The organism is Acinetobacter sp. WCHAc060042 (assembly GCF_003231195.1).
Lineage (GTDB): Bacteria > Pseudomonadota > Gammaproteobacteria > Pseudomonadales > Moraxellaceae > Acinetobacter.
The window spans coordinates 102,332-118,893 of sequence record NZ_QKVN01000005.1; the positions used below are offsets into that span (position 1 = coordinate 102,332).

Sequence of the window (16,562 nt, forward strand, 5' to 3'; positions counted from 1 at the left end):
TTAGTAGCCGAGTTGTGGGGCAACCTCAACTTTAGGTTTTAATCCTACAAACGGCAATGGTGCACCAAAAATTTCTGCAATATGCATTGCAGAGGTCACTGCTGATTCTAAAATTGGTAAACCATCACACGACCATGAACCACAGAAAAAGACTTTTCGGTTTGCCATTTTATGACGCTGTTGTAATTCTTTATTCAGCGCGACGGTTTTTGAATCCACCACGGCGCGAGTTAAGGTTACGGTTGAAATCACTTTTTTCTGATCAATCTCCGTCACGGGCTGCCACGTTTGGAACACCGCATTTTTACCGACCAGACTTGGTTCTACTGAGTTAAGCCAGACTGTGAACTGTTGACGGGTAAACTTACGATCCATCATATAACTGAGCACTGACCAATCTTTACGCTTTGGCGGCATCACAGAAGAATCGGTATGAATGACCAGTTGACCTTGCTCAAAACGGAATTGTCTTAACAACGCAATATCATCGACAAATTGTGCAGAATCTAAAAATTCTTCAATTTTGGTCGTTGGGGTTGCAACCACCACACGATCAAATAATTGCTGTTCGCCCTTGTTATTTTCTACCAAAACCTTTTCAGCTTGTTCTGTAACTTTGGTAATGGCCGAGCCACTTTGAATATTGATATTTTCAATCAACTTATCCACCAAAGCTGGGGTTCCGCCTTGTAGACGTAGTAAAGCATCGCCATCGGTCAATTGACGTAAAAAGATCAACAATGGTTTGGCAGGCCATTCACCAATGGTTTTTGGATTGCAGGTACAAATGGTATAAAGCACTGGCATAACTGCACCATGCCAAAATACTTCTTCAATCTCATGCTGATTAATAAACTCAGCCAAAGTCATGTCTTGATCTTTAGATTTGAAGAACTTAGCAATCGCAGTTTTAAGTTGCAACATGCCTTTAACCAAACGCCATCCATACTGTTGGAGACCTTTGCGATTATTAATAATTGGAAAATTGCCGATGCGACTTCGCGTCGTGGTTAACCACGTTTCAGTACGATCTTCAAACAGCCAACTACATGCCATATAGGTACGCACAGGATAGGTTTTAATGCCCAAATAAGTCGCAAGACTCAAGGTATTTTTCCATAAGTGCGGGTTCATGACACGTAAGGGAGCATCAATCAAACCACCTTCAAACTCTGTACTGTGGCTATCCATACCACGCCCAGTCAGCGCTTCGAAAATAGTAATATTATGCCCTGCATCCTTCAGAATTCTTGCGGTAGCAAGACCAGCCATGCCGCTACCAATAACTGCAATATCCAAAATTATGATCCGTCAATCTGACTTATATTGACTGAAATTATGACCCAATGTCGAAAAAATAGGGCTATTAAAAAATACCAGAATCACATCTTTTCATGCACCTTGTCTAAAATACACAATCAGCTGAAATTACATTTCATTACACTAAAAAGAAGCATGTAAACAAATTTATGCTTTTCTGAATCTTGTTCCAAATTAAAATTTAAGTTGTTTAAAAACAATAGATATAAATTAACTATTTTTAAAATAGATGTTTTACAACATCCGCAAAAGACGCTAAGATACGCCCCACATAAAAATGATAACTACATCACATAATATTGCATAGGTAACTATGCAAAACGAGCTAAAACTAGAAAGATACAGCGCATAAAAAATCCCTACTCTTGACCGAGTAGGGATTTCTTCTTTTAGACAGTCAGTGCTTAGTCCACCACAGCAACTGGAATTTCACCAAACTTTCCACGATTAAAATCATCAAAAGCCTGTACTATTTCCTCTTTGCTATTCATCACAAACGGACCATAACCTTGGATAGGCTCGTTGAGTGGCTCACCCGTCAACACCAAAAATTTAGTGTCTGTGAGTGCTTGAAACTGGATTGCAGCTTCGCCATCTTGAGCGAACATCACAATTGAACTATCCACCACTTTTTGTGTGCCATTAATCAGCACTTCGCCACTGAGCACAACCACAATGGTGTTATGAGTCACAGGAACATGCACAAAAGTTTCGTAGTCTGCTTTGAGTTCTCCATCCCATACATTGACTGGGCTGAAAGTTTGCGCTGGACCATGATGACCGCCAAACTCACCTGCAATAACACGGATATGTCCTGCATTATCATCCATTTCAATCCGTGGAATTTCCGCAACAGTCAAAGCTTGGTAACGTGGCGTAGTCATTTTATCTTTGGCTGGCAAATTCACCCAAAGTTGCACCATTTCAAACAGACCACCATGTTCAGCAAAGGCAGGTGAATGAAACTCTTCATGCACCACACCTGCACCTGCGGTCATCCACTGTACATCACCTGTGTTAATCGTACCGCCACCACCACTCGAGTCTTTATGTGTGACTTCGCCACTATATGCAATAGTAACGGTTTCAAAACCACGGTGTGGATGTGAACCCACACCACGTTGAGTCGTAGTCGGATCAAATTTGTATGGTGCAGCATAGTCCAACAGTAAGAACGGACTAATGGCTTGGCCTAAACGGTCGTATGAAAACAGGTTTTTAACTGGAAAACCGTCACCGACCCAATGCATGTTTTGATTGCGATATACACCTATTACTTTTTTCATCTTGGAACTCCTATATGGATAGGATGAATATGCAATCTATACTACCCCTTTCCTCAGTTCACTTATAGCTCTGTGCCAATACACACAATCACACCAGTAGGACAATATCATTAGAACCATCCTGCTTTTATAAAAACCATTTGAAAAACAAAGCCATCTTTTATTGTGATGGCATATTTTTGCTCAAATTTTCCTATTTTTAAGATTAAGCATCTCGTTTGGCTTATTTTATTGTCCCATTTTCATCACTAGGATGGTGCTAAATCGAAAAGCGAAAATAAACAGATCTTTGGCTTTTCGGTTTTATAGATAATCACACAGAGGATAGAAAAATGACTCAGCCATATATTCGTTTAGACAAAGATAATGCAGCCGTGCTGTTAGTTGACCATCAAGCAGGTTTGCTGTCATTGGTCCGTGATATTGACCCTGATAAATTTAAAAACAATGTGCTTGCCCTTGCCGCAGCAGCAAAATATTTTAATCTTCCCACCATTTTAACCACCAGCTTTGAAGATGGTCCAAACGGCCCTTTAGTCCCAGAATTGGTCGATATGTTTCCAGATGCTCCTTATATTGCACGTCCAGGACAAATCAACGCATGGGACAATGAAGACTTTGTCAAAGCAGTCAAAGCAACAGGTAAAAAACAGTTAATCATTGCAGGTGTGGTGACAGAGGTTTGTGTGGCATTCCCTGCACTTTCAGCACTTGAAGAAGAATTTGAAGTATTTATCATCACTGATGCTTCAGGAACATTTAACCCCATCACGCGTGATGCCGCATGGGATCGTATGTCACAAGCTGGTGCTCAACTAATGTCTTGGTTTGGTGCAGCTTGTGAATTACACCGTGACTGGCGTAATGATATTGAAGGCTTAGGCGCTCTTTTTGCAGCACACATCCCAGACTATAAAAACCTGATTCAAAGTTATAGCAAAAATACAGCGAGCAAATAATCTGCTGAGCGAAGAAGCGATCTTTGGATTAATGCCAATCAGTTCAGAAATTGATTGGCATTTTATTTTTAAATTCATCATGTTATTTGATAGGTAGAACTTTTATCTGGCACAATTCAAGGCAAAACCATTTTAAACAAGTCAACGTCCTGCGATCTATTTCCGCATCAAAGGAATCTGGCAAGTTCTGCAGTGAAACACTGCTATGTTGCAAGATACTTTTTTACGGACTCAAAAATTAAGGGGCTCATGACAAGAAAACTGAACAGGCCAGCATTAGATCTTCAGATCACTTTTTCGTCGTGCTTACCCATCTGCAATGATACAGTGTAAGACATTCATAACAGACTGCGATATGTCGTAAATCTATACAGGCTTAAACACATCATGCATTCATTTGACGACTATTATTATTTCTATCTTGTGGTCAAACACGGGGGGTTTAGTGCTGCAAGTGAGGCCTCAAATATCACCAAATCGAAGCTCAGTCGCCGCATTTTAGACCTTGAAGCTAAATATAATGTGAATCTCATTCAACGCTCAACCCGTCACTTTAAAGTGACACCTTTGGGGCAGGAATTATTTGAAGAATGCCAACAAATTATTCAGCAAGTTGAAACTGCCAACAACGTTTTACTGAAACAGAAAAGCGAACCTCAGGGTTTAATCAAACTGAGTTGCCCTTCGGTCATGATGCGCTATCAAATTCGCAGTTTGCTCAATCAGTTTCTAAAACAATATCCCAAAGTTCAAGTTGAAATGGAGCTCACCAGTCGTCGTGTGGATGTCCTACATGATGATATTGATCTGGCGATTCGTACCAATTTCACAGCCAATGAAGACTCCAGCATTGTAGTACGTGATGTCGTAAGAACTACACATTGCCTAGTTGCCAGCCCTGAACTTCTACAAGGACGCAACATTCAATTTGCGACAGAATTGAATGATTTCCCAACCCTCGCGCTTGGGGTACAAAAGAACCAATATCAGTGGCTATTACATCATATTGAGACCCAAGAACAGATCGTCATTCCTTTGACGCCACGGATAAAAAGTAATGACGTAGCAGGCATTTATTATTCAGCCTTAGATGGTTTAGGCATTGCCAATCTGCCCTACTTAACCGTAGAAGATGACATTACAACTGGTCGCTTGGTTCATATTTTACCTGACTGGTGTTCCAATATTGGCACCGTGCAACTGGTCTATGCTTCACGCAAAGGACAGCGCTTGGTCATGGAAAAACTGATTGAACATTTGGTTCAAGGCATACGCGACTTTGCCACCAACAGTAAAGGCTATCACCTTTAAAAAAATAACCGTACTCAACATAAAAAAATCAGCCACTGGGCTGATTTTTTTATGCGCATCGTTCCAATAGATTGGAACGATGCGCGACCTTGTATCATTCGATTTACTTAAATTTTACCGACCAAATCAATTGAAGGAGCCAGCGTCGCTTCACCTTCTTTCCATTTTGCTGGACATACTTCACCTGGATGCGCATGTACATATTGTGCAGCTTTTACTTTGCGTAACAGTTCAGAAGCATCACGGCCAATACCGCCTGCATTAATTTCAATAATTTGGATTTTTCCTTCGGGATCAATCACAAATGTACCACGATCAGCCAAACCATCAGATTCAATCAGTACTTGAAAGTTTTTAGACAATGTCCAAGTCGGATCCCCAATCAATGGATATTGAATTTTACCAATCACATCTGAAGTGTCATGCCATGCTTTATGGGTAAAATGAGTATCTGTAGATACACCATAAATTTCCACACCCAATTTTTGGAATTCAGCATAATGATCAGCTAAATCGCCTAATTCGGTTGGACAAACAAAGGTAAAGTCAGCAGGATAGAAAAATACAACAGACCATTTGCCTTTAAGGTTTTGTTCAGACAACTCAATAAATTCACCATTTTGGTACGCTGTTGCATTAAACGCTTTAACTTCAGTATTGATTAAACTCATGTATTTTTCCTCAAAAATGAATGAATGTGCTTAAGTAATGAAGCTAGAATACGTGCAAATTAAAAATTGGTGAAACAGTAAGTTTTCATGAAATTTATCGGTTTTTTAGATTAGAAAGCCCTCGTTAAGTTTTACCCTTTTCACAGTTGTCACTATCAAGTTTTACATCTGAAATGCATTTAAAGACTGCCATGCTGCTTGAGCTAAAATGTTTGCATAATCTGTAGGTAAAGGGCTTACTCGACCAGATAACCAAGCACGGCAGTAGCTTTCTGTTGGTCCAATCATCAGAGAAAGGCGAAGTTCAACTGGCACAGCAGTCATGTACTCGGCATCAGGCTGAAGCGCCAGCCACTGACCTAATTGCAAATTACGCTGTAAGTTTTCCTGCTTTAACGTTTCGGCATGTATCCCTTGCTGCACACTGTAACTGGCTGCATATAAAAATCGTGCAAAATCAGGATACTGCTCTACCCAGTCCAGATAACTATGAATAACGGCATACAGTCCATGTTTAAGGTTTTGACTCTGTTGCAAAGCGTGCATACGTTGAGTCGCTTGATCCTTTAAAGCCGAAATATATAAAGCCGAAACGATGCCTTCTTTATGTTTAAAATGATGATAAATCGCCCCAACACTGGTCTCAGCAGCATCTCGAATCATCTCTATGGTCGTGCTTTCGATACCCTGCTGAATAAACTGTTGTAAAGCACAATTTAAAATCTGACGTTTAAGCTCCGCACGTCGACCAGGATAAATTCGTTCAAGTAAGGCTATGTTTTGCATCATCATTCCTTTTTTACTGTGCTCATCATAAATCAAGACTCGCTCTTTTGTGTAGCAGAGTCGTCAAATCAGCCAAATACAGAATAATATTCTGTATGAGAATATTATTCTTCAAATAATGCATGAAGGACATCACCATGAGTCAAGCCTTAAAAATATGGAAAACCCTAGAAGCCAAACCTGCTGGGAAATGGACATTTTCAAAACTGCTGTGTTTAAAGGCGCCTTATTTCAGCAGTATCTCCCCATTATTCGAACAACTGCGCCCAGACTACTGCGAAGTGAGCATAAAAAAACACCGTGCTGTGTTGAATCATATTGGTACTGTGCATGCCATTGCGATGTGTAATATGGCAGAACTCGCTGGAGGCACCATGACCGATGTGACTGTACCCAATACGCACCGCTGGATTCCAAAAGGCATGCAAGTCGAATATATACAGAAAGCATCGACTGATTTAGTCGCAGTGGCAACACCAGCACAGTCCAATTTTGTTTGGAATGAAGGCAGTGATTATGTGGTCAATGTTGAAGTTAAAAACACTGCTCAAGAACTGGTTTTTCGTGCCACAATTACAATGTGGGTTTCACTGAAAAAATAAAATTTGCGACCAAAACCCACTATTCGATGGTGGGTTTTCAATCCGTTCATCTTAAATGCGTACAAACTAACAATGATCTTTTTCAAATGAATTTGCATACACTCTGTTAAGATGAATGATGATCTATCCCCATTAATTTCATTTTAAAAAATAGAGAAAGTCATGGCCCAAATTAAAATCTATGCTTTAAATAAAACCATAAAAAAACATCGAGATCATCTAAGTATTGCCATTCACCAAGCGTTAACCAAAACACTGAAATATCCCATAGAAAAAAAGTTTCAACGTTTCATTTCATTAGAATCAGAACATTTTATTTACCCATCAGACCGTACAGAATCTTACATCATTATCGAAATCTCTATGTTTGAGGGCAGGACAAAAGAAGCAAAAAAAGCCCTTATTAACACACTATTTCAAAACATTAATGATTTATGTGGAATTGATTTCAATGATATTGAAATCACAATATTTGAAACCCCTAAAGAAAACTGGGGAATTAGAGGTAAAAATGCTGATGAATTACAATTAAATTATCAGATCAATATTTAGAAAATAAAATACAGTATAAAAAACCACTATTTAACTGTGAGTTTCCAATGAAGACACTTTAATGCAGGCACAGCCACAACAGAAAAGCCCTTGAAAATGCGACTGTATAAATTCATTGATACAATATCTACGATATTAAATGATCACTTTAACTTATTTAATTATCAGAATAAAAAACATCGCAGGGAATATGACACCTAATAAAAAAAATACAAATGGGGCAACATACCTATCCACCCATACGGGGCTATTTCCATGCCCATCTGTAAATAGACGCTTTTTCCCTATAGATAACGTAACTAAGAGAAAGGCCAAAAAATACAGTATATTTTGATTAAATAAAGCAAGATTTTCAGAATAATGGATGCCATGTGTTCTTTCTGAGAGCAAAAAGAATATAAAAACGGTATAGCCGATAAAGCCTGTTCCACAACACATCCATCCAGAGGCTTCGCTTTTTGATTGTTTTAATTTCAATTTTTAAGCCCTTTAAAATAAACAATGTGCCTTATCCAAAATATCTAAGTTTCTCTGCACATAAAAAAAGAACTTGATATCAATCAAGTTCTTTTTGATCACTTTGTACAAGGTTTATACCTGATACCAGTTAGAACGGAAGGTCATCATCCATATCCGCTGGTGCTGTTGCAGGCGCAGACTGAGGTGCTGCTTTTGGTGCAAAACCACTTGGGTTATTGTTCGCATAACCACCTTGTTGGTTGGTACCACCTTGATTGCCACCATAACCGCCTTGGTTGTTATTGTTATAACCTCCACCTTGGTTATTGTTGAAACGTGGTTGTGCATAACCATCATTTCCGCCTTGCATTTGCTCACCTTGCTGACGGTTGTTGTCTAGCATCTGCATTTGCTCACCACGGATTTCTGTGGTGTAACGCTCTTGACCATTTTGGTCTGTCCACTGACGCGTACGCAATGAACCTTCAATATACACTTTTGAGCCTTTGCGCAGGTATTGTTGCGCAATTTCACCTAGACGGTTGTGTAACACAATACGATGCCATTCAGTTTGCTCTTTACGCTCACCTGTACTTTTATCTGTCCAAGAGTCGCTGGTTGCAATTGAAAACTGAGTCAACGAACCACCATTTGGAAAAGTTTTCGTCTCTGGATCTCGGCCTAATGTGCCCACTAAAATAACTTTATTTACACCGCGCATCTGATGTTTACTTCCTATCTATTTCTATTATTTACTTTATAAGAGTTATGCTTAAATGGCTACCTCTTTCCCTAACAACTGCGTTAAATCTTGTCGCGTCGCATCATCTATTTGCTGCTTATCGACCTTGACATACGCCACTTGCTGATCAGACATCACCACGACCTCTTCAATACCACGAATCGCTAAAAGTTGGGAAGTCCATTCATCTGTTTGTTTATGTTCAGGTAAACGTAGCACCATCGAAGATAAATAGCGTGGCTGCGCCAAACCAAAACTAATCAATAACCAAATAATGGCAAGTCCAGTCAGAATACTCCAGCCCAAAGCAGTATTGTTTAATAACAATAATTGTCCACCTGTAACGCCACCAAAAAAAGCGCCTAAAAACTGGCTGCTGGCATTTACGCCCATCGCGGTGGCTTTAGACTGAATTGGTGCGGCTTTCGATAACCATGAGGGCAACAACGCCTCCATAACATTAAAAGCAATAAAGAATAAGCCCAAACCCGTGAGCAAAATATACTTTGACTCAAAACCAAAAATTAGAATGCCTAGGCCTAAAATAATACCGCCAATCGCAGTTAAAAAGATGCCGCGCATCTTGCGGTATTTTTCAGCCAATACAATACTTGGGAAAGCAAAAAACAGGCTAATTACCAACAATGGCAAGTACACCCAACCATGCGAATTGAGTGGAATTTTGGCAAAATCAATCAACTGTGATGGGACATAAATAAACATTGCTGTCAGCAATAAATGTAAGCTAAACACTGATACATGCAGGCGGTTCAGATCACCCATTTTTAAAACTTGTTTGAGCTGAGCCAAATAACCTTGATCAAAATTTCGATGGTGGCGGGTAACTTTTGGAACCAACAGCAACATTGAAATGGCGGCCAAGCCCATGATCGTCGTTACCCAAAACAAACCTGAAATCCCCACCAAACCGGTAAGCCACGGCCCCAAACTAAAGGCTACAGCAAAAGAAACCCCGATACTCATCCCCATGGTTGCCATGGCTTTCATGCGGTTTTCTTCACGGGTCACATCGGCGAGGAGCGCCATCACCACAGCAGAAACAGCACCACCACCAGCAATAGCACGACCAATAATCACCCCATAAATAGTGTCTGACATTGCCGCAATTGCACCGCCCAATGCAAACAGAAGCAGCCCAAAAACCACCAAAGGCTTCCGACTATAACGGTCAGCAATCAGACTAAATGGAATCTGTAGAATAGCTTGGGTTAAACCATAAATCCCCACAGCTAAACCGAGCAGTGCAGGTGTTGCATATTCATAAGTCTGCCCTGCTACAGAAAAGACAGGGATGATCATGAACAAACCCAACATGCGTAAGGCAAAAATACTGCTTAAGGCAAAAGTTGAACGACGTTCTAAAGCATTCATCATAAACGAAGACAGACTGTATTGAATTAATCTTGGATCAAGATTATAGGCTATTCAATCCGACTAGCGACATGAATTTTATATTTAATAAAAGCGTTCCTGATCTGAAAAACAAAAAGCGCAGCCTGAGCTGCGCTTTTCTTCGGTTCAAAACAAGCTGCTTTAAACGGCTTGATGTTTTTGATATTGGATAGACGCAATCACGGCCCAAACAATAAAGGCTACACCAATTAAACCTGTAACAATTTCAGGAACATGAAGACCTGTACCACTTGCCAGCATAATAAATGCCAAAGCACCAATTGCATAGTGCGCACCATGTTCAAGGAAGACATAAGCATCCAAGGTGCCTTTTTCGACCAAGTAAATGGTCATCGAACGCACAAAGATCGCACCAATGGCAAGGCCCAACATGATAATCACGACATCGGAAGTAATGGCAAAGGCACCAATCACACCATCGAAACTGAACGATGCGTCGAGAACTTCGAGGTATAAGAAACCACCGATACCCGCTTTAACGACACCTGTCGTTGCGCCATTGGCATCATGCACAATTGCATTACCATCTTCATCAATTTCAGGCTCGCCACCGAGTAAATGGCTCAGTACCTGTACACCAATATAAACCACGATGCCCCAGATTCCTGCCATAGTCACGACTAGACGTTTGGCTTCATCAACATTCGCCGCCATCACCAAGAGTGCAATCAAGGCCAAGAATACAGACATTGCAGGGACATTGGCCAAGTTTGCCAAACGACGCTCCAACCAACGGAACCAGTGCGTATCTTTACCTTCATCCAAAAAGAAGTTAAGAAACACTAACAATAAGAACGCGCCACCAAATGCAGCAATTTCAGGATGATGATCCATCAAACGTTGTGAATAAGTCTTCGGATCATTTAAAGCCAATTGAACGACTTCAACGAAGCCCATATCTGCAGTTACCGCCACAATTGCGACAGGGAAGATTAAGCGCATACCAAATACAGCGACTAAAATACCCACGGTAAGGAATAACATTTTCCAAAAATGATCCCAACCACGTAACACGGACGCATTGACCACAGCATTATCAAAAGATAAAGAGACTTCCATCACCGCTAAAATGGCAGTAATAGTCAGTGCAGTAAACATGGTCTTTAAGCCCGCTTCTGGTCCATGGGTAAAACCCCAGTACGCAGACAACGCAAGACACACGATCGTAAAAATGATAGAGAAACCAAAATGTTTCATCATGACAGATCGACCTTTAAAAAATTTGGAAATTAACTAAAACTTAAAAATCAGGTTGAGTTTTATGGTCGCAATTATGACCGTTTTTGTAGATGAAACCAAAACATCTTCGTTAATTTTTACTTATTTCCTCACCACACAGTGTTGGATTGTTCTTCCGAGTCAACAGTTGTTATAGTCTTGCCCATATTTCGGCTTTTCTCAGGATAAATTAATGGCTTTTTCTCAAGATGTTTGGCAACGTAATGTCGACTTATATCAAAAAACATTGGCTTTGCCTTTTAACCAAGAATTGGCTTCAGGTAGCTTGAATAAAGAAGCGTTTTGTCATTATGTCATCCAAGATGCACATTACTTGGTGGCTTATGGTCGCGCGCTCGCCGTATGTGGCGCCAAAGCTTATGATGCTGATGACATTATTCAGTTTAGCCAAGGGGCCAAAGAAGCAATTGTAGTCGAACGCAGCTTGCACGATGGTTTTATGAAAAACTTTGGGATTTCAAAACAACAATTTGAAGAAACTCCTTTGACTTTAGCTTGTCATCATTACACTTCTTTTTTAACCGCAACAGCATGGTCTGAAAGCTATCCTGTGGTGTTAGCGGCACTCTTACCTTGTTTTTGGATTTATGCTGAAGTCGGTAAAGACATTGTGGGCAACTCTATCGCTAACAACCCATACCAAGCCTGGATTGATACTTATGCAGGAGAAGAATTCAATCAAGCTGTGCGCAATGTGATTGCAACCATTGATAAAGTAGCTGCACGTTGTGATGCTGACACCATTGAGAAAATGCATAAAGCCTACCGTAAAGGGGCTGAACTGGAATGGTTATTCTGGGACAGCGCTTATAAACAACAGCAATGGCTCGGTTTAGACCACGCTTAAAAGCTCAAATGATCCCAAAAGCCCTGAACCCTTCAGGGCTTTTTTATTGCCCAAACATCGTATTTTTTCAGATGACGCGATTGCTATTTTAAGGATTTAAAACTAAACTTCACCAATGATAATAATTATCATTTGCATAATTAACTCTCGAGGGCCATTCCCATGCATCCTGATACTCTAGGTACTGAAGCCATTCGTGCATTTTTTACCGTACAATGCTGCTGGCTAAATAACGAAGAAATTTATCTTGAAAAAGGCTGTTTACACTGCGGTTCTGCCGCGACCTATCTGATTTATTATACCAATCCACACATTCAAAAACTGATGTTAGCTTTTATTAAAAAATATCATTGTCTTTTAAGTCGGCAACAAGATTTACTCGACTTACCTGACTTTGAAGATGACTACGACACTTTCTTGCAAACCCTTGAGCATGAGGTTAATTTTTATGCGCGAATTCATCATGACATCGCGCGTCCTTTTGCTTTTGAAACAGTCGATTCAATCTTTGAACGTAGCTATGCCATCGCATGTTAGTCGCAGCATAAGAGCATAACTATTACGATCTCATTCAGGCGTATGACAAACGATACAAATGACAACAGCATTTTAGCTTTGCCATACACCTGACATTTTTAATGTTTCTTCTATTCCTATATTTATATCAAATTTTTCATCTCCAACTCTCAGTCTGTCACTCTACTTTGAGACTTGTCTCGACCATCAAATCTAGCTACAGTCTATCAGCAGCATTTTTTCTTCTAGCCGACATAATTTGTCGCTATAAAATCATCTGTAACACTTGAACAAAGCATAAGTCGTTATCATATACCTCCTTTATCTGCACAATTTCGAGATAGTTTTATGAGCCAAAGTCATATCCGTATTCGAGGCGCACGTACCCATAACTTAAAAAATGTGAACCTTGATATTCCCCGCGACAAATTCGTGGTGATCACGGGACTTTCTGGTTCAGGTAAGTCGTCGCTTGCATTTGATACACTGTACGCCGAAGGTCAGCGTCGTTATGTCGAATCGCTCTCGGCCTATGCGCGCCAGTTTCTATCACAAATGGAAAAACCTGAAGTTGACTCAATTGAAGGCTTAAGCCCTGCAATTGCGATTGAACAAAAGTCGACCAGCCACAACCCACGCTCTACGGTGGGCACCATTACCGAAATTTATGACTATTTACGTCTACTCTACGCACGTGTCGGCACACCGTTTTGCCCAGAACATGATTTGCCGATGGTGGCTCAGACTGTGTCGGAAATGGTCGATGCAGTAAAAGGATTAGATGAAGGGACCGCCCTGATGCTGCTTGCGCCTGTAGTGCGGGAACGTAAAGGTGAATATTCAAACCTGTTCGAACAACTACAAAGTCAAGGTTTTGTGCGTGCCCGTGTCGATGGTGAAATTGTAGATCTCGATCCGATCCCAGAACTCGATAAAAAGAAAAAGCACACCATTGAAGTGGTGGTGGATCGTTTCAAAGTCCGTGATGACCTCGGCAACCGTATTGCAGAATCTTTTGAAACTGCTCTACGTCTCGGTGGTGATATTGCCATTCTCTCGTGGATGAACGGTGAACATCCCGATCGGGTCTTTTCAGCTAAACACTCGTGTCCTGAATGTGACCGTGCCGTTGCAGAACTGGAACCACGTTTATTTTCATTTAACAACCCCTTTGGTGCCTGTCCAACCTGCGATGGTTTAGGGACTCGTAGTCATTTTAGTGCTGAAAAACTCATTCCAAGCCCTGATGTTTCGATTAGCCAAGGCGCGATTCGTGGTTGGGACAGACAACGCCCGTACTACTACAGCATGATTGAAAAAGTGGCGGCGCATTTTGGTTTTTCTTTGGATACGCCTTGGAATGAACTAGATGCCGATACCAAAAAGAAATTCCTCTATGGCACAGGCAAAGAAAAAGTTGATCTCAGTTACATAGATGAACGTGGTCGTAAACATAACCGCGTACAAGCCTTTGAAGGAATTTTGCCGCACTTAGAACGTCGTTACCGCGAAACTGAAAGTAACTATGTTCGTGATGATTTAGCACAGTATTTATCCAATGCGGCCTGTGATGCTTGCGGTGGCTCACGTCTGAACGAAATTTCACGTCATGTTCGTGTCAAAGACAAAACCATTGCCCAAATTACCAAAATGTCGATTGGCGATGCTGAAAGCTATTATCAGGACTTAAATCTTGATGGGGCTAAAGGTGAAATTGCCGATAAGATTTTTAAAGAAATTCGTGAGCGCCTGCATTTCTTGGTCTCTGTGGGTCTAAACTATTTAAGCCTATCGCGTTCAGCAGAAACCTTGTCTGGTGGTGAAGCGCAACGTATTCGTCTAGCTTCACAAATTGGCGCAGGTTTAATGGGCGTGATGTATGTCCTCGATGAGCCATCTATTGGTCTGCATCAACGTGATAACGACCGTTTGCTGGAAACTTTGGTTCGCTTACGCGACTTAGGCAACACAGTGTTAGTGGTTGAGCATGATGAAGATGCGATTCGGGCAGCAGACCATATTATTGATATTGGTCCAGGTGCAGGGATTCATGGTGGTCATGTGATTGCTGAAGGGACGTATGATGAAATTCTCGCGAATACAGACTCGCTCACAGGTCAGTATTTATCAGGTAAACTGAAAATTGAAGTTCCGAAAAAACGTACTGAACCACCAAAGCCTGATGAACAAATTAAATTGATGGGTGCTGCGGGTCATAACCTACAAAATGTAGATTTAACTATTCCTTTAGGCGTGATGACCTGTGTCACAGGTGTGTCTGGTTCGGGTAAATCAACCTTGATTAACCGTACATTATTGCCTTTGGCAGCGACTCAACTGAATGGTGCAACCACTTTAACCGCAGAAAAGTTTGACTCGATAGATGGTCTGCAATTCCTTGATAAAGTGGTTGATATCGACCAAAGCCCGATCGGTCGTACACCTCGCTCCAACCCTGCAACCTATACCGGTTTATTCACCCCAATTCGTGAACTCTTTGCACAGACCCAAGAAGCCAAAGCACGTGGCTATGCCGCAGGGCGTTTCTCATTTAACGTGAAAGGTGGTCGCTGTGAAGCCTGTGAGGGTGATGGCATGATCAAAGTCGCAATGCACTTTCTACCCGATATGTATGTGCCTTGTGATAACTGTCATGGTAAACGCTATAACCGTGAAACCTTAGAAGTCGGTTATAAAGGCAAAAATATTTCGGATGTGTTGGAAATGACGGTAGAAGATGCTATGCATTTCTTCGACGCGATTCCTGTCATTCACCGTCGTTTGGAAACCTTAAATCAAGTCGGTTTAGGCTATATTCGCTTAGGTCAGTCTGCAACTACACTATCAGGTGGTGAAGCACAGCGTGTGAAGCTGGCTCGTGAACTAGCGAAACGTGATACGGGTAAAACGCTGTATATCTTGGATGAACCAACTACAGGTCTACATTTCCACGATATTGCTAAGCTTTTAGATATCCTGCATGAGCTACGGAATAAGGGCAATACCATTGTGGTGATTGAACATAATCTGGATGTGATTAAAACCGCAGACTGGATTGTGGACTTAGGTCCAGAAGGAGGTTCAGGTGGCGGGATGATTATCGCGGAAGGAACGCCTGAACAGGTTGCGAAGAATAAAATTTCGCATACAGCGAAGTTTTTGAAGCCGATGTTGTAATCCACCTCAACCCTCCTTTTAAAAAGGAGGGAGTTTCCATTACGAATCAAATGGTGTTCCCCTCTTTATCAAAGAGGGGTTAGGGGAGATTCAATAACTGTCGCCTAAAAAAATTACAATTAATGATTTATTCAATTTCATTTTAAAAATATCTACAAATATAGAATAAGGAAAAATAAGAATGGTTATAGATATAAATAACTGGAATACAATTAAAAATGTTTTTTCTAAAGCACAGCAAGCAAATATGCATGCGAATATTGCTAGCGTTTCTCGCGATGGGATACCAAATATTACTCCAATTGGAACTGTCTTTTTGAATGATGATGGAACAGGATTTCTATTTGATGCATTCTCTCAACAATTAGCAGAAAACTTAAAGAAAAATAAAAATGTTTGTATCAGTGCTGTAAATTCAAGCAAATTCTTTTGGCTATCATCTTTTATTAAAGGACAGTTTAGCTCCTATCCTGGAGTAAGAATCTATGCAGAACTAGGAGAATTAAGGCCCGCGACAGAAGACGAGAAATTACGAGTGAACGCTCGCATCCAGTCTCTAAAATGGACCAAAGGAAGTAAATTAATTTGGTCTGATTTCACCCATGTTAGAGAGTTTAATGTTAATGCTTACCGATGGATAAAGTACCCGCATATGATGGAT

16 protein-coding genes are annotated in these 16,562 nt (G+C 40.8%); 8 read left to right on the forward strand and 8 right to left on the reverse strand.

Annotated elements, in window-relative coordinates; all coding sequences use genetic code 11:
- Complete coding sequence (locus DPG01_RS03725; RefSeq protein ID WP_213065990.1) at nucleotides 1-1,299, reverse strand: FAD-dependent oxidoreductase; 1,299 nt, start codon at nucleotides 1,297-1,299, stop codon at nucleotides 1-3.
- A 425-nt stretch (nucleotides 1,300-1,724) separates the two neighbouring features.
- Nucleotides 1,725-2,606, reverse strand: a complete 882-nt coding sequence (locus DPG01_RS03730; protein ID WP_110974229.1) for a pirin family protein — start codon at nucleotides 2,604-2,606, stop codon at nucleotides 1,725-1,727.
- Between the two features lie 332 nt (nucleotides 2,607-2,938).
- Between DPG01_RS03730 and ycaC the strand changes: the two genes are divergently transcribed.
- Complete coding sequence (gene ycaC, locus DPG01_RS03735) at nucleotides 2,939-3,565, forward strand: isochorismate family cysteine hydrolase YcaC (RefSeq protein ID WP_086209128.1); 627 nt, start codon at nucleotides 2,939-2,941, stop codon at nucleotides 3,563-3,565.
- 387 nt (nucleotides 3,566-3,952) lie between these two features.
- Nucleotides 3,953-4,876, forward strand: a complete 924-nt coding sequence (locus tag DPG01_RS03740; protein ID WP_110974230.1) for a LysR substrate-binding domain-containing protein — start codon at nucleotides 3,953-3,955, stop codon at nucleotides 4,874-4,876.
- 107 nt (nucleotides 4,877-4,983) lie between these two features.
- On the opposite strand, the gene ahpC is transcribed toward DPG01_RS03740, so the two are convergent.
- Entirely contained in the window at nucleotides 4,984-5,547 is a 564-nt protein-coding gene (gene ahpC, locus DPG01_RS03745) for an alkyl hydroperoxide reductase subunit C (protein ID WP_086209130.1), read from the reverse strand.
- Between the two features lie 162 nt (nucleotides 5,548-5,709).
- A complete protein-coding gene (locus DPG01_RS03750) occupies nucleotides 5,710-6,333 on the reverse strand; it encodes a TetR/AcrR family transcriptional regulator (protein WP_171327341.1) in 624 nt (207 codons plus the stop codon).
- A 137-nt stretch (nucleotides 6,334-6,470) separates the two neighbouring features.
- Between DPG01_RS03750 and DPG01_RS03755 the strand changes: the two genes are divergently transcribed.
- Both DPG01_RS03755 and DPG01_RS03760 read left to right on the forward strand, forming a co-directional pair.
- Entirely contained in the window at nucleotides 6,471-6,935 is a 465-nt protein-coding gene (locus DPG01_RS03755) for a hotdog fold domain-containing protein (protein WP_086209131.1), read from the forward strand.
- A gap of 162 nt (nucleotides 6,936-7,097) precedes the next feature.
- Nucleotides 7,098-7,487: a tautomerase family protein gene (locus DPG01_RS03760; protein WP_110974231.1), complete on the forward strand. Its 390-nt coding sequence runs from the start codon at nucleotides 7,098-7,100 to the stop codon at nucleotides 7,485-7,487.
- Nucleotides 7,488-7,640: 153 nt separating this feature from the next.
- On the opposite strand, the gene DPG01_RS03765 is transcribed toward DPG01_RS03760, so the two are convergent.
- From DPG01_RS03765 to DPG01_RS03780, 4 genes are all read right to left on the reverse strand, one after another.
- Nucleotides 7,641-7,964 carry a hypothetical protein gene (locus DPG01_RS03765; RefSeq protein ID WP_162622320.1) on the reverse strand — a complete coding sequence of 108 codons (324 nt, stop codon included), beginning with the start codon at nucleotides 7,962-7,964 and terminating at the stop codon, nucleotides 7,641-7,643.
- A gap of 130 nt (nucleotides 7,965-8,094) precedes the next feature.
- Nucleotides 8,095-8,667: a single-stranded DNA-binding protein gene (gene ssb, locus DPG01_RS03770; protein WP_110974233.1), complete on the reverse strand. Its 573-nt coding sequence runs from the start codon at nucleotides 8,665-8,667 to the stop codon at nucleotides 8,095-8,097.
- Nucleotides 8,668-8,718: 51 nt separating this feature from the next.
- Nucleotides 8,719-10,083, reverse strand: coding sequence for an MFS transporter (locus DPG01_RS03775; protein WP_086209135.1), 1,365 nt, complete (start codon nucleotides 10,081-10,083; stop codon nucleotides 8,719-8,721).
- A gap of 159 nt (nucleotides 10,084-10,242) precedes the next feature.
- Entirely contained in the window at nucleotides 10,243-11,322 is a 1,080-nt protein-coding gene (locus DPG01_RS03780) for a DUF475 domain-containing protein (RefSeq protein WP_086209136.1), read from the reverse strand.
- A 211-nt stretch (nucleotides 11,323-11,533) separates the two neighbouring features.
- On the opposite strand from DPG01_RS03780, the gene tenA reads away from it, so the two are divergent.
- The 4 genes from tenA to DPG01_RS03800 all read left to right on the forward strand — a co-directional run.
- Nucleotides 11,534-12,208 (forward strand): thiaminase II, encoded by a 675-nt coding sequence (gene tenA / locus DPG01_RS03785; protein WP_086209137.1) that lies wholly within the window; start codon nucleotides 11,534-11,536, stop codon nucleotides 12,206-12,208.
- A gap of 162 nt (nucleotides 12,209-12,370) precedes the next feature.
- The gene (locus tag DPG01_RS03790; RefSeq protein ID WP_086209138.1) at nucleotides 12,371-12,745 is read left to right on the forward strand and encodes a hypothetical protein; all 375 of its coding nucleotides are present in this window, start codon (nucleotides 12,371-12,373) and stop codon (nucleotides 12,743-12,745) included.
- A 327-nt stretch (nucleotides 12,746-13,072) separates the two neighbouring features.
- Nucleotides 13,073-15,901, forward strand: coding sequence for an excinuclease ABC subunit UvrA (uvrA, locus tag DPG01_RS03795; RefSeq protein ID WP_110974234.1), 2,829 nt, complete (start codon nucleotides 13,073-13,075; stop codon nucleotides 15,899-15,901).
- Between the two features lie 181 nt (nucleotides 15,902-16,082).
- Nucleotides 16,083-16,562, forward strand: a 480-nt coding sequence (locus tag DPG01_RS03800; protein ID WP_110974235.1) for a pyridoxamine 5'-phosphate oxidase family protein, incomplete at its 3' end; no start/stop codon positions are given.